This is a genomic window from Microbacterium sp. NPDC055903 (genome assembly GCF_053615555.1).
In genome coordinates this window covers 949,833-965,879 of the sequence record NZ_JBSHCA010000001.1, presented here as the reverse complement: position 1 = coordinate 965,879, position 16,047 = coordinate 949,833, and the positions used below count along the sequence as shown (strand labels likewise).

At 69.2% G+C, this 16,047-nt stretch carries 16 protein-coding genes; 8 read left to right on the top strand and 8 right to left on the bottom strand.

Annotated elements, in window-relative coordinates; all coding sequences use genetic code 11:
* Positions 1 to 36: 36 nt before the first annotated feature.
* Complete coding sequence (locus ACWGJP_RS04385; protein WP_452328529.1) at positions 37 to 1,524, top strand: SulP family inorganic anion transporter; 1,488 nt, start codon at positions 37 to 39, stop codon at positions 1,522 to 1,524.
* A 15-nt stretch (positions 1,525 to 1,539) separates the two neighbouring features.
* Here the strand turns inward: ACWGJP_RS04385 and soxR are convergent, their stop codons facing one another.
* Positions 1,540 to 1,998, bottom strand: coding sequence for a redox-sensitive transcriptional activator SoxR (soxR, locus tag ACWGJP_RS04380; protein WP_452328528.1), 459 nt, complete (start codon positions 1,996 to 1,998; stop codon positions 1,540 to 1,542).
* A gap of 78 nt (positions 1,999 to 2,076) precedes the next feature.
* Between soxR and ACWGJP_RS04375 the strand changes: the two genes are divergently transcribed.
* Entirely contained in the window at positions 2,077 to 2,589 is a 513-nt protein-coding gene (locus ACWGJP_RS04375; RefSeq protein ID WP_452328527.1) for a flavin reductase family protein, read from the top strand.
* A gap of 4 nt (positions 2,590 to 2,593) precedes the next feature.
* Here ACWGJP_RS04375 and nhaA read toward each other — a convergent pair whose 3' ends face one another.
* From nhaA to ACWGJP_RS04355, 4 genes are all read right to left on the bottom strand, one after another.
* Positions 2,594 to 3,883: a Na+/H+ antiporter NhaA gene (gene nhaA / locus ACWGJP_RS04370; protein WP_452328526.1), complete on the bottom strand. Its 1,290-nt coding sequence runs from the start codon at positions 3,881 to 3,883 to the stop codon at positions 2,594 to 2,596.
* Between the two features lie 60 nt (positions 3,884 to 3,943).
* The gene (locus ACWGJP_RS04365) at positions 3,944 to 4,960 is read right to left on the bottom strand and encodes a LacI family DNA-binding transcriptional regulator (protein ID WP_452328525.1); all 1,017 of its coding nucleotides are present in this window, start codon (positions 4,958 to 4,960) and stop codon (positions 3,944 to 3,946) included.
* A 97-nt stretch (positions 4,961 to 5,057) separates the two neighbouring features.
* Complete coding sequence (locus tag ACWGJP_RS04360; RefSeq protein ID WP_452328524.1) at positions 5,058 to 6,719, bottom strand: glycoside hydrolase family 13 protein; 1,662 nt, start codon at positions 6,717 to 6,719, stop codon at positions 5,058 to 5,060.
* Positions 6,720 to 6,780: 61 nt separating this feature from the next.
* Positions 6,781 to 7,713 carry a 2-hydroxyacid dehydrogenase gene (locus ACWGJP_RS04355; RefSeq protein WP_452328523.1) on the bottom strand — a complete coding sequence of 311 codons (933 nt, stop codon included), beginning with the start codon at positions 7,711 to 7,713 and terminating at the stop codon, positions 6,781 to 6,783.
* Between the two features lie 69 nt (positions 7,714 to 7,782).
* Between ACWGJP_RS04355 and ACWGJP_RS04350 the strand changes: the two genes are divergently transcribed.
* Positions 7,783 to 8,211, top strand: coding sequence for a DUF1761 domain-containing protein (locus ACWGJP_RS04350; RefSeq protein ID WP_452328522.1), 429 nt, complete (start codon positions 7,783 to 7,785; stop codon positions 8,209 to 8,211).
* Positions 8,212 to 8,259: 48 nt separating this feature from the next.
* Here ACWGJP_RS04350 and purQ read toward each other — a convergent pair whose 3' ends face one another.
* The 3 genes from purQ to ACWGJP_RS04335 form a co-directional block, all read right to left on the bottom strand.
* Positions 8,260 to 8,967, bottom strand: coding sequence for a phosphoribosylformylglycinamidine synthase subunit PurQ (gene purQ / locus ACWGJP_RS04345; protein WP_452328521.1), 708 nt, complete (start codon positions 8,965 to 8,967; stop codon positions 8,260 to 8,262).
* The gene (gene purS, locus ACWGJP_RS04340; RefSeq protein WP_452328520.1) at positions 8,964 to 9,212 is read right to left on the bottom strand and encodes a phosphoribosylformylglycinamidine synthase subunit PurS; all 249 of its coding nucleotides are present in this window, start codon (positions 9,210 to 9,212) and stop codon (positions 8,964 to 8,966) included. The genes purQ and purS overlap by 4 nt, the downstream gene beginning before the upstream one ends.
* A 136-nt stretch (positions 9,213 to 9,348) precedes the next feature.
* Positions 9,349 to 9,879: an adenine phosphoribosyltransferase gene (locus ACWGJP_RS04335; protein ID WP_452328519.1), complete on the bottom strand. Its 531-nt coding sequence runs from the start codon at positions 9,877 to 9,879 to the stop codon at positions 9,349 to 9,351.
* 180 nt (positions 9,880 to 10,059) lie between these two features.
* Between ACWGJP_RS04335 and ACWGJP_RS04330 the strand changes: the two genes are divergently transcribed.
* From ACWGJP_RS04330 to ACWGJP_RS04310, 5 genes are all read left to right on the top strand, one after another.
* On the top strand, positions 10,060 to 11,370 hold the full coding sequence (locus tag ACWGJP_RS04330; protein WP_452328518.1) for an ABC transporter substrate-binding protein: 1,311 nt from the start codon (positions 10,060 to 10,062) through the stop codon (positions 11,368 to 11,370).
* A 129-nt stretch (positions 11,371 to 11,499) separates the two neighbouring features.
* Positions 11,500 to 12,546 (top strand): carbohydrate ABC transporter permease, encoded by a 1,047-nt coding sequence (locus ACWGJP_RS04325; RefSeq protein WP_452328517.1) that lies wholly within the window; start codon positions 11,500 to 11,502, stop codon positions 12,544 to 12,546.
* On the top strand, positions 12,543 to 13,433 hold the full coding sequence (locus ACWGJP_RS04320; RefSeq protein WP_452328516.1) for a carbohydrate ABC transporter permease: 891 nt from the start codon (positions 12,543 to 12,545) through the stop codon (positions 13,431 to 13,433). The genes ACWGJP_RS04325 and ACWGJP_RS04320 overlap by 4 nt, the downstream gene beginning before the upstream one ends.
* Positions 13,434 to 13,438: 5 nt before the next feature.
* Entirely contained in the window at positions 13,439 to 14,860 is a 1,422-nt protein-coding gene (locus ACWGJP_RS04315) for a GH1 family beta-glucosidase (RefSeq protein ID WP_452328515.1), read from the top strand.
* 70 nt (positions 14,861 to 14,930) lie between these two features.
* Complete coding sequence (locus tag ACWGJP_RS04310; RefSeq protein ID WP_452328514.1) at positions 14,931 to 15,923, top strand: LacI family DNA-binding transcriptional regulator; 993 nt, start codon at positions 14,931 to 14,933, stop codon at positions 15,921 to 15,923.
* The last annotated feature ends 124 nt before the right edge of the window (positions 15,924 to 16,047 follow it).

Below are 16,047 nucleotides of genomic sequence, written 5' to 3'. Positions count from 1 at the left end.
ATCTGCCCGCTCGGGCGAACACCCCCAGGAGCATCCATGACATCCGTCGACCGCTATCGCGCGCATCCCACCGTCCTCGATGCGCTGAAGAGCCCGCGGATGCTGACCCGTGAGGTGCTGGCGGGGCTCGTCGTCGGTCTCGCGCTCATCCCCGAGGCGATCGCCTTCTCCGTCATCGCGGGCGTCGACCCCAAGGTGGGCCTGTTCTCGTCGTTCATCATGGCGGTCGCCATCGCGTTCCTCGGCGGGCGTCCCGCGATGGTGACGGCGGCGACCGGAGCCGTGGCGCTCGTCGTCGCGCCCATCGCCCCGACCTACGGTCTCGACTACCTCATCGCGACGATCATCCTCGCGGGCGTCTTCCAGGTCGTGCTCGGTGTGCTCGGCGTGGCGAAGCTCATGCGCTTCATCCCGCGCAGCGTCATGACCGGCTTCGTGAACGCGCTCGCGATCTTCGTCTTCAGCTCGCAGTTCCCGCAGCTCATCGACGTGCCGTGGCTGGTGTACCCGCTCGTCGTGCTCGGCATCCTCGTGATGCTCGTCATGCCGCGGCTGACGAAGGTGGTCCCCGCCCCGCTCATCTCCGTGATCATCGTCACCGCTGTCGTGCTCGTCTTCGCGCTGAACGTCCCGACGGTGGGCGACCAGGGCGAGCTGCCGCGGAGCCTGCCCTCGCTCTTCCTCCCCGACATCCCATGGACCTGGGAGACGTTCTCGATCATCGCGCCTTTCGCGCTCGGCGTCGCCGTCGTCGGGCTCATGGAGTCGCTGCTCACGGCGAAGCTCGTCGACGAGATCACCGACACCCGCTCGAACAAGTCCAGGGAGTCGTGGGCGCAGGGCGCGGCCAACATCCTCTCCGGGGCGTTCGGCGCGATGGGCGGCTGTGCGGTGATCGGCCAGACCATGATCAACGTCAAGGAGTCCGGCGCCCGCACCAGGATCTCCACCTTCTGCGCGGGGATCTTCCTGTTCCTGCTCGTCGTCGTCTTCGGCGACTTCGTCGCGACCATCCCGATGGCCGCTCTCGTCGCGGTGATGATCATGGTCGCGATCGGCGCCTTCGACTGGCACAGCGTCCGTCCGTCGACGCTGAAGCGGATGCCGAAGAGCGAGACCTTCGTCATGGTGGCCACCGTGGTGCTCGTGCTCCTCACCCACAACCTCGCGATCGGCGTGGTCGGCGGAGTGCTCGTCGCCTCGGTCCTGTTCGTCCGGCGTGTGGCGCACGTCGTCACCGTCACCCGCACCGTGGACGGCGATGCCGCGCACTACGTCGTCGACGGCGAGCTGTTCTTCGCCTCGAGCAACGACCTGACCACCCAGTTCTCCTACGCGGAGGATCCGGCGCACGTGGTCATCGACCTCTCGCGCTCGCACGTGTGGGACGCCTCCACCGTCGCCGCCCTCGATGCGATCCAGACGAAGTACGCCGCACGCGGCATCGAGGTGCAGCTCGTCGGCTTGAACGAGGCCAGCGGCCGGTTCCACGGGCGTCTCACGGGCGGCTTCCCGCCGGCCTGAGCCCGGTACGCCGGCCTACTCGCCGAGGCGGCGCGGACCGGTGCCGGAGGCGCCGAGGGCGTCATCCGGATTGAGCAGCCCGCAGGCCTTCATCGACAGGCATCCGCAGCCGATGCAGCCCGTCAGCTCGCGCTCCAGCCGTTCGATTCCCTCCCGACGCCGTTCGAGGTCGCGCTTCCACCGCCGGGACGCCCGTTGCCACTCCGCATGGCTGGGCGTTCGCGTCAGCGGCACGTCGGCGAACGCCTCCTGCACATCGCCGAGGGGGATGCCGAGGCGCTTCGCGACCGTGATGAGCGACACCCGGCGCAGCATGTGCCTCGCGTAGCGTCGCTGGTTTCCCGGCGTGCGGCTGGACGCGATGAGCCCCAGCTGCTCGTAGAAGTGCAAGGCGGATGCTGCGACGCCGGTGCGCCTGCTCATCTCGCCGATCGTCAGCAGGTCGTCCGCTGCCGGCTCGGCGTCCCTCGGCATCCCGCTCTCCTCGATTTGACCTCAAGTAGACTTGAGGTCTTAGCGTATCGCTGACGCGCACGAGAACGAAGGAACCCGATGACCTCTGCAGCACCCGGCGCTCCCGAGCCGACTCCCGTCGGCGAGGGCCTCAAGGCGGCCTTCCGCGCGCACCCGGCGGGAGTCGCGATCATCACCGCGTCGACGGACGAGGGGCCGGTCGGTCTCACCGCCTCCAGCGTGGCTTCGGTCGCCGTGGACCCTGCGGCGATCATGTTCTCGGTGACCCGCGCCACCGGAAGCGCAGGGGCGATCCTCGGGGCCGACACCTTCGTCGTGCACCTCATCGATGCCGAGCATGCCGACCTCGCGCAGAACTTCGCCGTCTCCGGTGCCGAACGCTTCACCCCCGAGCAGGGCTGGACGGCCCTGGAGTCGGGCGAGCCGCACCTGGCCGCGGCGAGGGCCGCGCTGCGCTGCCGTCCGCTGCACACCGTGTCCGTCGGCTCTTCCACGGTCGTGATCGCCGAGGTGATCGAGGTCATCCAGGGTCCGGCGGGCAGCCCCGTCGTGTACCACGACCGCCGTTTCCACGCCCTGCCGGCGGCCTGAGCGGCTAGGAGTCCGCGGCGGCGAGCTCGGCGTTCCGGTAGCGGCGATTGCGGATGCCGAGCACGATCGATGCGGCGAGGGCCGCGATCACCGATGCGCTGAGGATCGCGACCTTGGCGTGATCGTGGTGCGGGCTGTCGGCGGCGAAGCTCAGCTCGGCGACGAGCAGCGACACGGTGAAGCCGATGCCGGCAAGCACGCCGACGCCGGCGATGTCCACCCACCGCAGCGAGGGGTCGAGATCGACCTTCCGGATGCGGGTGATGATCCACGTCGCAGCTGTGATGCCCAGCGGTTTGCCGACGACGAGGCCGAGCACGATGCCGATGAGCACGGGGTCGCTGAGCGCGGACGCGAATCCCTCCATCCCGCCGATCGCGACGCCGGCGGAGAAGAACGCGAAGACGGGTACCGCGAAGCCCGTCGACAGCGGACGGAACCGGTGCTCGAAGATCTCGGCCAGGCCAGGCCCGGCATCCTCGGAGCGATCCGCCTTCTTGTGCAGCACGGGGATCGTGAAGCCCAGCAGCACACCGGCGATCGTGGCGTGGATGCCGGAGGCGTGCATGAGCGCCCAGGCGATGAAGCCGAGCGGAAGCAGGATGAGCCATGCGGCCGCGGGGCGCACGTCGAAGAACATCCGGTGGCGCTGTGCGATCACGCCGTAGACGACGATCGCCGCGACGGCCAGCAGCAGGGGGATCAGCTCGATCGAGGCGGTGTAGAAGATCGCGATGATCCCGATGGCGATGAGGTCGTCCACGACCGCGAGGGTGAGCAGGAAGATGCGCAGCGCGCTGGGCAGGTGCGAGCCGATGAGAGCGAGCACGGCGACGGCGAAGGCGATGTCGGTGGCCGTCGGGATGGCCCATCCGTGCGTCATGTCGCTCGCGCCGGCGACGATGACCGTGTAGATCACCGCGGGCACCGCGACGCCGCCGATCGCGGCGACGACGGGCACGATCGCGGTCGCCGGGTTACGGAGATCACCGGAGACGAACTCCCGCTTGAGCTCGAGGCCGACGAGGAAGAAGAAGATCGCCAGCAGCCCGTCCGCCGCCCATTGTCCGATCGTGAGCCGGAGATGCCACGGCTCGTAGCCGATCTCGATGTCCCGCAGCGCGAAGTAGCCATCGGCCCACGGTGAGTTCGCCCAGATGATCGCAACGGCGGCGAGCGCGACGAGCAGCATTCCGCCGACGGTCTCCTTGCGGAGGATCTCGCTGACGCGGAGCGACTCCGCCCGCGATGTCGTGGGGAAGAAGCTGCGGATGCGGGAGGGGAGCTGCGGCATGAAGGCCCTTCGGAGCGGTCGGCTGTTCGGCGTCGACCAGGCTTCCCGACACTCCTGCGCTCAGTCTACCGGTGCGAGTCTCGCCGTCGTCCCCCGGACGATGAGCTCGTACGGCAGTTCGCGGTGCGCGGCCGACGGCTGGGCATCCTCCAGCTTCGCGAGCACGGCTTGCGCGGCGCGCTCGCCCTGGCCGATCGGGAACTGGTCGACCGTGGTGAGCCGGAAGAACTCGCCGAGCTCGTGCCCGTCGATGCCGACGACAGAGAGGTCCTCCGGAACGCGGAAGCCGAGGTCGCGGGCGGCCAGGATCGCGCCGATCGCCATCTCATCGGATGCCGCGAACACCGCCGTCGGGCGTCGTCCGGGGCGACCGAGCAACTGCTTGGCGGCGCGGTAGCCGCCCTCGACGGTGAAGTCCGCCGGCTCGAGGAACTCGGGGTCGGGGGTGATCCCGGCATCCGCCAGCGCGCGCTCGAAGCCCTGCCGGCGCTGCGTGGGGATGTGGAAATCGAGATCGAACTCGGGGTTCGCGCCGATGTGCGCGATGTCGCGGTGACCGAGGCCGAGCAGATGCGCGGTGGCGAGCCTCGCGACCGCGACGTTGTCGACGATCATCGTGTCCAGGCGCGGGTTGGGTCCGCCGATCGCGATGACGGGCAGGCCGAGGGCGAGCAGCTGACCGGTCTCGGTCTCGTCGAGCTCGATGGAGACCGCGATGAGGGCATCCACCCGTTGACGGCGCAGCGCCGTGTCGAACACCTGCTTGCGCACATCGCGGTCGGCCGTGATGTTGTAGAGCGTGATGTCGTAGCCCGCGCGCATGAGCGCGTCGGAGACACCCGAGAGAACCGTGCTGAAGAACCAGCGGTCGAGGAACGGCACGATCACCCCGATATTGCGGGTGCGCCCGGAGGCGAGCGACGACGCCCGCGAGGAGACGACGTAGCCGAGCTGGTCGGCGGCGGCGAGGACGCGCTCCCGGGCGGCGGCGGAGACGTGCCCCCGTCCGCTGAGCGCGCGCGACACCGTGGCGGTGGAGACTCCCGCCAGCTTCGCGACCTCATCGATGCTGGTCATCGTGCGTCGTACCGTGTTCCTCTCGGCGAGAACCGGAAGCCGCACGAGAGACCACGGTGAGATGGTCTCTCGTGCGGAGAGCGGCTTCTCGGCGGCGTCAGGCGGTGGTGTACCAGACGGCCGTGTCGACGGGGAGGGTCGTACCGCTGAACGGCTGGCTCTGCACCACGACGGTGGCACCGGCCGGCAGTTCGACAGGGGCGGTGCCCAGGTTCGCCGCGACGTGGAGATCGCCGCGGCGGAACGCCACGGTGCCCTCGCCGAGGTCCTCCCAGACCAGGGAACCCGTGCCGAGGGCGTGCTCCCGGCGCAGCTGGAGCAGCTCCTTGTAGAGCGCGAGCGTCGAGGTCGGGTCTGCTTCCTCGGCATCCCGCGCGTACTCGGCCCACTCGACGGGCTGCGGCAGCCAGGAGGCGCCGGACTCGTTGAACCCGAAGGCGGGTGCGTCGGCCTGCCACGGCAGCGGCACGCGGCATCCGTCGCGGCCGTAGCGCTCGTGGTTCGTGCGGAACCAGGTCGGGTCCTGGCGGAACTCGTCCGGGATCTCCATCGCCTCGGGAAGACCCAGCTCCTCGCCCTGGTACAGGTACGCCGAACCGGGCAGGGCCAGCATCACGGTCGTCGCCGCACGGCCGCGCGCAAGGCCGATCGCCGTGTCCGGCTTTCCGGGCGACTTCGGGCCGATGCCCTCGCCCTGCGGGTTGTCCGCGGTCAGCGCGAGCCGCGAGGCGTGCCGGACGACGTCGTGGTTGGAGAGCACCCAGGTGCTTGGCGCGCCGACCTTGCCGAACTCCTCCAGCGACTCCCTGATCACGGCGCCGAGCTGATCGGCATCCCACGGCGTCATGAGGTACGGGAAGTTGAAGGTCTGGTGCATCTCATCGGGTCGCACCCACAGAGCGGTCTTCGCGAGCGTGGGCAGCCACGCCTCGCCGCAGAGCGCGCGGTCGCCGTCGTACTCGGCGAGCACGTTGTGCCAGTCGCGGTAGATGTCGTGGACCTCGTCCTGGCCCCAATAGGGGACGTTCTCCTCGCCGCCGCCCATGGAGTCGGCATCGGCGACCGGCGCGTAGTCGGGGAGCCCCGCCTCCTTGACCATGCCGTGTGCGACATCCACCCGGAAGCCGTCGACGCCGCGGTCGAGCCAGAACCGGAGGATCGAGCGGAACTCCTCGCGGACCTCCTCGTTCGTCCAGTCGAAGTCGGGCTGGGTGGCGTCGAAGATGTGCAGGTACCACTGGCCCGGCGTCCCGTCGGCCTCGACGATGCGCTCCCACATGCCTCCGCCGAAGACGCTCTCCCAGTTGTTCGGCGGGAGCTCGCCGTTCTCGCCCTTGCCGTCGCGGAACACGTAGCGGGCGCGCTCACGGCTGCCAGGGGCCGCCTTCAGCGCCTCCTGGAACCAGACGTGCTGATCGGAGGAGTGGTTCGGAACGAGATCGACGATGACGCGGATGCTGCGCGCGTGCGCCTGGGCGACCATCTCGTCGAAGTCGGCCAGCGTGCCGAACAGCGGGTCGACGTCGCGGTAGTCCGCCACGTCGTAGCCGGCATCCTTCTGGGGGCTCGTCATGAACGGGCTCAGCCAGATGGCGTCCACGCCCAGCTCCTTGAGGGAGTCCAGTCGGCTGGTGATGCCCGGCAGGTCGCCGATGCCGTCGCCGGAGGCGTCCGCGAAGGAACGAGGGTAGATCTGGTAGATCACGGCGCTGCGCCACCACTCGGCACCGGGTGCGGCGAATTGCTCAAGCTCAGTCATGCGATGAGCCTACTGCAAGCGCTTACAGTTCGGCGACCGCAATGTGCGCGACGGGTGGGGCTCAGCCGTTCAGGACGATGTTGAGAGGGGGTTCGCCGGCCAGCATCCGCTCGATCTGGGTGCGTACGAGACGCGCGATGCGAGGGCTCATCGCGCTGGATGCGCCGCCCACGTGCGGGGCGATGAGGATGCCCGGCGCGCTCCACAATGGATGCCCCGCGGGGAGCGGCTCCTCTTCGAGGACGTCCACGGCGGCGCGCAGCCGCTCGGACTGCAGCTCGGCGGCCAGGGCATCCGAGTCGACGAGCGAGCCGCGGCCGACGTTGACCAGGAGCGCCCCATCGGCCATGCGCGCGAGCATCGCGGCGCCGAAGAGGTGCTGCGTCTCGGCGCCGCCGGGCAGACTCAGCACGACGATCTCGGCGTCGGGGAGGAGGTCGGGGAGCTCCGTGATGCCGTGCACGACGATCTCGCCGACGCCTTCGACGGTCTCGGTCCTCGCCGAGCGTGCAACGGCCGAGAGCTCGACTTCGAAGGGGGCGAGGCGTCGGGCGATCGCCGTGCCGACGCCGCCGAATCCGACGAGGAGCACGCGGCGGTCGGCGAGGCTCTGGGCGAAGACGGGATCCCATTCGCCGCGCTCCTGGGCGCGCACGAATCGGGGGAGGTGACGCTGCGCGGCCAGGGTGAGCGCCACGGCGAGCTCCGCGGTGGATGTCTCGTGCACGCTCGCGGCGTTTGCGAAGGGGATGCCGTCTGGCAGGTTCGCTGCGACGCCGTCGTAGCCGATGGACTGCCCCTGGATGAGCCCGACGTCGACGCCCTCGAGGGCGGCGAGCGGGCGGCTGCCGCCCATGTACGGGGGCACAACGATGTCGATGCGCTCGCGTGGGGCGGGTGAGGCGAGGTCCCAGACGAGGATCTCCACCCCCTCCGGGGCGGGCGCGATGTCCGCGGCGAGGCGTTCGGAGGGGACGGTCACGACGAGGCTCACCCCTCGACCCTATCGACCCGTGACGCGGGCGCGCGGTACTGTTGCGGCATTCGACGAGCGGAGGCTGCGATGGTTCCCGAGATCAACTACTGGGCCGTGCTGCTGGCGACGGCATCGAGCATGGTCGTCGGCTCGATCTGGTACGCCCAGAAGGTGTTCGGAAAGCGCTGGGCGAAGCTCGCGCGCATCGACATGGACAACCCGTCGCAGGGTGCGCTCTGGCCGATCGTGACGACCGTGCTGGTCAGCTTCGGAACGGCCTGGGTGCTCGCCGGAGCATCCGCCATCGCCTGGCACTTCTACGAGGGGTCGTTCCTCGCGGCCACGTTCGTGACCGCCATCATGCTCTGGGGCGGCTTCACCGGTGCACGATTCATCACGCACGACGCCTTCGAGGGGCGCCCGACGCAGCTGACCACCCTGAACATCGCCCACGAGCTGGTGACGGTCGTGGTCATGGCGCTGATCATCGGCGTCTGGCCGCCCGCAGGCGTCTGACCCTCCCGGCCCGGGAGGCGAGCGACAGGTGTCGCGCAGTGGTGGATGCTACGCGGCGACGCGTGCGACCGCAGCGATCGCGCTCGCGAAGAAGTCGAGGCCGTCGACGCCGGAGCGCATGGCCGCAGCGGTGTCCGGCCCGAAGCCGGGCTCGGTCGCGTGCTCCGGGTGCGGCATGAGCCCGACGATGTTGCCTGCCTCGTTCGTGATGCCCGCGATGTCGCGCAGCGATCCGTTCGGGTTGACGCCCGCGTAGCGGAAGGCGACGAGGCCCTCGCCCTCGAGCCTGTCGAGTGTGTCCTCGGACGCGATGTAGCCGCCCTCGCCGTTCTTCAGCGGGATCACGATCTCCTGGCCCTTCGCGAAGGCGTTCGTCCAGGCCGTGTCGGCGTTCTCGACCGTGAGCTTCTGGTCGCGGCGCACGAAGTGCTGGTGGTCGTTGCGGATCAGGCCGCCGGGCAGCAGGTGCGCCTCGACGAGCATCTGGAAGCCGTTGCAGATGCCGAGCACGGGCATGCCCTTGGCGGCGGCGTCCTTGACCTCGGTCATGATCGGCGACAGGGCGGCGATCGCGCCGGAGCGCAGGTAGTCGCCGTAGCTGAATCCACCCGGCAGAACGAGGGCGTCGACGCCTTCGAGGTCGTGCGAGCCGTGCCAGAGGGCGACCGGCTCGGCGCCCGCGAGGCGCACGGCGCGCTGGGCGTCGCGGTCGTCCAGCGAACCGGGGAAGGTGACGACCCCGATCCGGACGGTCACTCGACGACCTCGACGCCGACGACGTCCTCGATCACGGCGTTGGAGAGCACCTCGTCGGCGACGCGGCGCGCCTCGGCGAGCAGTTCGTCCGTGACCTCGCCCTCGACGGCGAGCTCGAAGCGCTTGCCGATGCGGACGCCGCTGAAGCCCTCGACGCCAAGACGCGCGAAGGCGCCGGCGACGGCCTTCCCCTGCGGGTCGAGCAGCTCGGACTTGGGCATGACGTCGACGACGATGGTGGGCATGTGATCCTCCTGGCGGCCTCAGGCGGCGGCTATCGGTCGTTGAGCGACGAGCGCAGCGAGGATTCGTAACGCCGGGAGTCGCGGAAAGACGGGCACGGTCAGTCTACCGGGCTGCGGGCTGCGCCTTGCGCGGGGCTCAGGCGTGGAAGACGGTGTGCAGGTCGCCGATGGCGTCTCGGCCGCCGAGGCCGTCGATCTCGAACAGCACGGAGATGCCGGCGACATGGGATCCGAGGCGCTCGATGAGCTGCCGTCCAGCGGCGAGCGTTCCGCCGGTGGCGAGGACGTCGTCGATGAGCAGCACGCGGGATCCGGCGGGCAGGTCGTCGTGCATCTCGATGGTCGCGGTGCCGTATTCGAGGGCGTAGTCGACGGATGCCGCAGGCCGGGGGAGCTTGCCCGCCTTGCGGATCGGGATGAGCCCCACTCCTGCGGCGATGGCTGCGGCGCCGGCGAGGATGAACCCGCGCGCCTCGATGCCTGCGACGACGTCGAACCGGCCGGCGAAGGGCTCGATGATCGCGTCGGTCGTCGCACGCAGCGCGTCCGCATCCGCGAGCAGAGGGGTGATGTCGCGGAAGAGCACCCCCGGTTCCGGATAGTCGGGGATGCTGCGGATCAGCGATTCGGCGCGGGCGAGTTCGGGCGAGAGTTCGGCGGAGGGCACCGGACAAGGGTACTCCGCGCATCTGCGCGCGCCCGCGTCGCGCTCGAGCACCGGTCTCCGTCATCGGCTTGACAGCGATGGGAGCGCTCCCATACAGTTGCACCTCAGATCGTGGGAGCGCTCCCACGATCGCCTGAAAGCACCATCCCCCCACTGCAATCCGCACAAAGGAGTGACACTGTGAACGCACGCGCCAAGCGCCGGATGCTGATCACCGCATCCCTGGCATCCGTCTCCGCCCTCGCCCTCGCCGGCTGCTCCGGCACCCCCGACACCGGCGGCGCCGGCTCCGGCGACGAGGACATCACGCTGACCATCACCACGTTCGGCACCTTCGGCTACGAGGACCTCTACGCCGAGTACGAGGAACTGCACCCGAACATCACCATCGAGGCGACGAACATCGACACCGGTGGAAACGCCCGCACCGACGCCTTCACGAAGATCGCCGCCGGCTCCGGCCTCAGCGACATCGTCGCGATCGAGGAGGGCTGGCTCGGCGCGATCATGGACGTCTCCGACACCTTCGTGGATCTCAAGGACTACGGCATCGAGGACCGCAAGGACGACTGGGTGGACTGGAAGTACGCGCAGGCCACCGACGCGGACGGTCGGGTCATCGGCTACGGCACCGACATCGGTCCGACCGGCATCTGCTACAACGGCCCCGCGCTCGAGGCCGCGGGTCTGCCCAGCGACCGCGAGTCGGTGGCGCAGCTGCTCGAGGGCGACTGGGAGAACTTCTTCGCCGTGGGTCAGGAGTACACCGACAAGACCGGCAAGGCCTGGTACGACCACTCCGGCTTCGTCTGGAACTCCATGGTCAACCAGCTCGACGAGGGCTACTACACCGCCGACGGCGAGCTGAACGTCGAGGGCAACGCCGAGCTCAAGGAGCGCTTCGAGCTGCTGGGCGCAGCCACCGAGGGCGGCCAGTCCGCCGCGCAGACCGCCTGGGACTGGAACGGCGGCAAGTCCTTCGTCGACGGCACCTTCGCCACGTTCGTCTGCCCCGGCTGGATGCTCGGCGTCGTCCAGGGTCAGGTCGAGGCCGGCGGCGGCGACGCCTCCACCGGCTGGGACTTCGCCGACGTCTTCCCCGGCGGTGCGGCGAACTGGGGTGGCGCGTGGCTGTCGATCCCGGAGACCTCCGCGCACAAGGAGGCGGCTGCTGAGCTCGCCGACTGGCTGACGCAGCCCGAGCAGCAGGTCAAGCAGTCGACCGCTGCGGGCAACTTCCCCTCCACGATCGGTGCGCAGGAGACCCTCGCCGCCGACGCGACGCCCAACGAGTTCTTCAACGACGCCCCGACCGGCGCCATCCTCGCCGAGCGCGCGAAGGGTGTCGTCGCCCAGTTCAAGGGCGCGGACGACTCCGTCATCCAGGAGAACGTCTTCGGCCCCGCGCTGAGCTCGCTCGACCGCGGTGAGACCGACACGCAGGGCGCCTGGGACCAGGCGATCCAGCTGCTCGGCGACCTGGTCGGCTGATCCGACCGTGACAGCCGGGGCGGCGGGCTCAGCGGCCCGCCGCCCCGGCGCTTCGACAGGCTCAGCGAGCGCTTCGAGCTCAGCGAGCTCCGCGACGCATCCCCCATCCGCGCCCGACAAGGAACGAACATGACCCTCACTGCTCCCTCCGAGGAGCGCGTCGCTGCAGCGTCCGCCGGTGCGGATGCCGCGACGAAGCGCCCCTGGCGTCACCGGCTCTCGCGATTCGACCAGAACGCCTCGCCGTACTTCTACATCTCCCCGTTCTTCCTGCTGTTCGGCCTGATCGGGCTGTTCCCGCTGCTCTACACCGTCTACGTGGCCGTGCACGAGTGGGACCTGCTCAAGGGCGAGGGCGACTTCGTCGGCTGGGGCAACTTCGTCGAGATCCTCGGCGACGGGATGTTCTGGAACTCCATCTTCAACACCCTGAGCATCTTCCTGCTCTCCGCGATCCCGCAGCTCACCGTCGCCCTGGTGATCGCCTACCTGCTGGACCGTGGACTGCGCGCTCCCACGTTCTGGCGGATGAGCGTGCTCATCCCGTTCGTCGTGACGCCGGTCGCCGTCGCCATCATCTTCTCCAGCGTGTTCAACGAGGCCGATGGCCTGGCGAACAACCTGCTGAACCTCATCGGCATCGCCGACCAGGAGTGGAAGCACAACACCTTCCTGTCGCACATCGCGATCGCGATCATGGTGAACTTCCGATGGACCGGTTACAACGCGCTGATCCTCCTGGCCGCCATGCAGGCTGTGCCGCGCGACCTCTATGAGTCCGCGGCCATCGACGGGGCCGGGGCCGCACGCCGGTTCTTCTCCATCACGATCCCGACGATCCGTCCCACCCTCATCTTCGTCATCATCACGGCGACCATCGGCGGCCTGCAGATCTTCGCCGAACCGCGCCTGTTCGACGTCTCCACCGCCGGTGGCATCGGCGGCAGCGACCGCCAGTTCCAGACCACTGTGCTGTTCCTCTGGGAGCTGGCGTTCTTCCGCCGCGACCTCGGTGAAGCATCGGCCGTCGCGATCCTCCTGTTCGTCCTGATCGTCGGGATCGGTGTGATCAACTTCCTCATCTCTCGCGGGATATCCAGCGGTGATGCGCCAAAGAACAGCAACCGCGCCGCGCGTCGTCGCGCCCGCGCCGCCCTCAAGGAGGACGCCCGATGACCGCCACCCAGGCCCTCAGCGTCCCCGAGCGCATCCGCCGTCGCCGAGGCGCGGCGGGCGGCACCGCCGGCATCGGCAGCCGTCCCGGCTTCCTGACCTACGGGCTGCTCGCCGCCTTCATCATCGGCAGCGTCTATCCGCTCTGGTGGTCGGTCGTCGTCGCCAGCGGCACGAACGCGACGCGCGGCGAGACCCTGCCGCTCATCCCCGGTGGCAACTTCTTCGCCAACGCGGCGAAGGTCTTCGACGCCATCCCGTTCTGGTTGGCCCTGGGCAACTCCTTCCTCATCTCCGCGATCATCACGGTCTCGGTCGTGACGTTCTCGACCCTGGCCGGCTACGCCTTCGCGAAGCTGAGGTTCAAGGGCAGGGACGGTCTCATGGTCTTCGTCATCGCGACGATGGCGATCCCCACGCAGCTGGGCATCATCCCCCTGTTCATGGTGATGCGCGAGCTCGGCTGGACGGGATCGATCGGTGCGGTGATCATCCCGACCCTCGTCACGGCGTTCGGCGTCTTCTTCATGCGCCAGTACCTCGTCGACGTCATCCCCGACGAGCTCATCGAGGCCGCGAGGATGGACGGCGCCAACCAGTTCCGCACCTTCCTCACCGTCGGTGTGCCAGCCGCCCGCCCTGCGATGGCCATCCTCGGCCTGTTCACCTTCATGACGGCCTGGACGGACTACCTCTGGCCGCTCATCGTGCTCTCCCCCCAGAACCCGACGCTGCAGACGGCGCTCAGCCAGCTGCAGTCGGGCTACTACGTCGACTACTCGATCGTGCTCACCGGTGCCGTGCTCGCGACCCTGCCCCTGCTCGTGCTCTTCGTGGTCGCGGGCAAGCAGCTGGTCAGTGGCATCATGGCGGGCGCGGTGAAAGGATGACCTCCATGACGCGTTCCTTCCCGGACGACTTCCTCTTCGGCGCGGCGACGGCCGCCTACCAGATCGAGGGTGCGGCCTTCGAGGACGGCAGGACCGCCTCGATCTGGGATGCCTTCGCACGCGTCCCCGGCGCCGTGATCGGCGGCGACAACGGCGATGTCGCGTGCGACCACTACCACCGCTACGCGCAGGACGTCGCGCTCATGAAGGAGCTCGGGCTGCAGACCTACCGGTTCTCGACCTCGTGGGCGCGGGTGCGCCCCGACGCCGGCGCGGTGAATCAGGCGGGCGTGGACTTCTACAGCCGTCTCGTCGATGAACTGCTCGGAGCAGGTATCCTGCCCTGGCTGACCCTGTACCACTGGGACATGCCGCAGGCCCTGCAGGAGATCGGCGGCTGGACGAACCGCGACGCGGTCGACCGCTTCCTCGAGTACGCGGGCACCATGCACGATGCGCTGGGCGACCGCGTGAACGTCTGGACCACGCTCAACGAGCCGTGGTGCGCGTCGTTCCTCTCTTACACCGGCGGCGAGCACGCGCCGGGACACACGAGCATCGCCGAGGGCCTGCTGGCCTCGCACCACCTCCTCCTCGCGCACGGTGCGACCGTGCGCGAGCTGCGCGGTCGCGACGCCTCGCTGAACCTCGGGATCACTCTCAACCACACGGTCACCGACCCCGTCGATCCCGAGAACCCCGCCGACGTGGATGCCGCGCGTCGGGTGGACGGCCAGTTCAACCGCTGGTTCCTCGACCCGATCTACCGCGGTGCGTACCCGGCGGACATCGTCGAGGACATCCGCGCGGTGGACGCAGCCGCGGTGGCGCGCTTCGAGGATGCCGTGCACGAGGGCGACCTCGAGACGATCGCGCAGCGCATCGACACCCAGGGCGTCAACTACTACCACGGCGACTATCTGGCAGGCGCGGCGCCGGCCGTCGCACCGCCGTCCGGTGGCCCAGCCACGGAGCGCACGGGCCGCAGCCCGTACCCCTCGGATGCCGGCATCCATTCCCTCGAGCGAGGGCTTCCCCGCACGGCGCAGAACTGGGAGGTGCAGCCGGAGGGTCTCACGCGCCTGCTGCAGCGGATCTGGACCGAGTACGCGGAGCCGGCGGGCGTCGCGCTCTACGTCACCGAGAACGGTGCCGCCTACGACGACGTGCTCTCGGAGGATGGTCAGGTGCACGACGACGATCGTGCCGAGTTCCTGCGCCTCCACCTCGACGCCGTCCTGGATGCCGCGGATGCCGGTGTGGACGTGCGAGGCTACTTCTACTGGTCGTTGTTCGACAACTACGAGTGGGCGTGGGGATACGACAAGCGGTTCGGGATCATCCGGGTCGACTACGACACCCAGGAGCGCACCGTGAAGGACTCCGGCCGGGAGTACGCTCGCATCATCGCCGCGCGCTCGCTGTAGGCGCCGCGCGGACGGCGCGTCTGCGAGCAGATGCGCGGTGCGAAGGGTTCGGAAGGGCAGGAGGGTCCCGATGTCACGGGCGACCATCGAAGAGGTGGCGGCAGCCGCCGGGGTCTCCCGGTCGACGGTCTCAAGGGTCGTCAACGGGTCGACGGCTGTCAGCCCCGAAGCGCTCGACGCGGTGCGGTCGGCCATCGCCAGCCTCAACTACGTGCCGAACAGGGCGGCCCGCTCGCTCGCGACGCGCCAGACGAACGCGATCGCGCTGATCGTCCCCGAGGACACCACCCGCTTCTTCGGTGACCCGTTCTTCGCCGCGATCGTGGCAGGCATCACCGGGGCGCTGGCCGGCTCGGATTACATCCTGAACCTGCTCATCGCCAGCGATGACCCCGGCGACAAGATGGCGAGCTTCGTCCGCAACGGCGGCGTCGACGGCGCGCTGATCGTCTCGCATCACTCCTCGGACGCCTACATCGACACGATCGCGGATGCCGTGCCGACCGTGTTCGGCGGGCGGCCCCTGCATGCGCGGGACACCGACTACGTCGTGGACGTCGACAACGTGACGGCCGCGCGGCTGGCAGCGGAGCACCTCATCGGGATCGGGCGGACGCGCATCGCCACGATCACCGGTCCGCTCACGATGCTCTCGGCCGGCGACCGTCTCGAGGGATTCCGTTCTGCGCTGGCGGATGCCGGCATCGAGCCGTTCGCCGTCGAGGAGGGTGACTACTTCGAGGCCGGCGGGGCGGAGGCGGCCAGGCGCATCCTCGCCGCAGGGACGCCGGATGCGATCTTCGTGGCGAGCGACTTGATGGCCAGGGGTGCCATCAGATCTCTGCGCGCGGCGGGGCTTCGGGTACCGGAGGACGTCGCGGTCGTCGGCTTCGACGACTCCTCTGTCGCGGTGAGCACGGATCCTCCTCTCACCACGGTGCGCCAGCCGATGTACAAGCAGGGCGAGACGATGGCCGCCGTCCTTCTCGCGCATCTGTCCGGAGGGGCGCCGGGGCGCGAGACCATCCTGCCGACGGAGCTCGTCGTGCGCGCCTCGGCGTAGCCGCGCTCGCTGTGCTCCCTTCGACAGGCTCAGGGAGCGGGAATGAAGCGCACGTTCGCTGTGCCTGTTGATGTCGTAGCTCGCTGAGCCCGTCGAAGCGTGCGGTGTCCCTTCGACAAGCTCG

Bases quoted from the DNA above. Each gene is read 5' to 3' on its own strand.
- ACWGJP_RS04385 (WP_452328529.1), top strand. From the start codon at position 37: ATGACATCCGTCGACCGCTATCGCGCGCATCCCACCGTCCTCGATGCG.
- ACWGJP_RS04360 (WP_452328524.1), bottom strand. From the start codon at position 6,719: ATGACTGAGCTTGAGCAATTCGCCGCACCCGGTGCCGAGTGGTGGCGC.
- ACWGJP_RS04365 (WP_452328525.1), bottom strand. From the start codon at position 4,960: ATGACCAGCATCGATGAGGTCGCGAAGCTGGCGGGAGTCTCCACCGCC.
- ACWGJP_RS04350 (WP_452328522.1), top strand. From the start codon at position 7,783: ATGGTTCCCGAGATCAACTACTGGGCCGTGCTGCTGGCGACGGCATCG.
- ACWGJP_RS04320 (WP_452328516.1), top strand. From the start codon at position 12,543: ATGACCGCCACCCAGGCCCTCAGCGTCCCCGAGCGCATCCGCCGTCGC.
- ACWGJP_RS04375 (WP_452328527.1), top strand. From the start codon at position 2,077: ATGACCTCTGCAGCACCCGGCGCTCCCGAGCCGACTCCCGTCGGCGAG.
- ACWGJP_RS04325 (WP_452328517.1), top strand. From the start codon at position 11,500: ATGACCCTCACTGCTCCCTCCGAGGAGCGCGTCGCTGCAGCGTCCGCC.
- purS (WP_452328520.1), bottom strand. From the start codon at position 9,212: ATGCCCACCATCGTCGTCGACGTCATGCCCAAGTCCGAGCTGCTCGAC.
- ACWGJP_RS04310 (WP_452328514.1), top strand. From the start codon at position 14,931: ATGTCACGGGCGACCATCGAAGAGGTGGCGGCAGCCGCCGGGGTCTCC.
- ACWGJP_RS04315 (WP_452328515.1), top strand. From the start codon at position 13,439: ATGACGCGTTCCTTCCCGGACGACTTCCTCTTCGGCGCGGCGACGGCC.
- nhaA (WP_452328526.1), bottom strand. From the start codon at position 3,883: ATGCCGCAGCTCCCCTCCCGCATCCGCAGCTTCTTCCCCACGACATCG.
- soxR (WP_452328528.1), bottom strand. From the start codon at position 1,998: ATGCCGAGGGACGCCGAGCCGGCAGCGGACGACCTGCTGACGATCGGC.